This is a genomic window from Prevotella sp. AM34-19LB (assembly GCF_003468525.1).
GTDB lineage: Bacteria > Bacteroidota > Bacteroidia > Bacteroidales > Bacteroidaceae > Prevotella.
In genome coordinates this window covers 1-575 of the sequence record NZ_QSIG01000141.1, presented here as the reverse complement: position 1 = coordinate 575, position 575 = coordinate 1, and the positions used below count along the sequence as shown (strand labels likewise).

Here is a 575-nt window from a genome sequence, read left to right as displayed (position 1 = left end):
CTTGACCTGTGGGAAGGCGAATACACTTACCGTTGTATTCTGACCAACGATTACAAGTCATCGACAAGGGACATTGTTGAATTCTACAATCTGCGTGGCGGCAAGGAACGTATCTTTGACGACATGAACAACGGATTCGGTTGGAGCAGGCTCCCCAAGTCATTCATGGCGGAGAATACTGTCTTTCTTCTGCTTACTGCATTGATACACAATTTCTACAAGACCATCATGAGCAGGCTTGACACCAAGGCTTTTGGGCTCAAGAAAACGAGTCGCATAAAGGCTTTTGTCTTCAGATTCATCTCCGTACCTGCCAAGTGGATCATGACTGCAAGGCAATACGTGCTGAATATCTACACAGAGAACCGCGCTTATGCAAAACCCTTCAAAACAGAATTCGGATAAGAATCCTTTCTTTCCGGTTAGAATATGCGTATTACCTCAAGTCGCATCGTGGGGTAAGGGGATGGTGGCTACATATTGATGTTGTGCTGTTGCTTTTTACTGAAAGCTGCTACTAACGACTCATAAATCTACCCTTAATCGTGTATTGGATGATAGTTGCGGATTTTAGG

The 575-nt window shown here is 44.3% G+C and carries 1 protein-coding gene; it reads left to right on the top strand.

All coding sequences use genetic code 11. From position 1 onward, the window contains the following. On the top strand, positions 1 to 405 hold a 405-nt coding region (locus DW830_RS15600; protein ID WP_147487296.1), incomplete at its 5' end, for a transposase. Between the last annotated feature and the right edge of the window lie 170 nt (positions 406 to 575).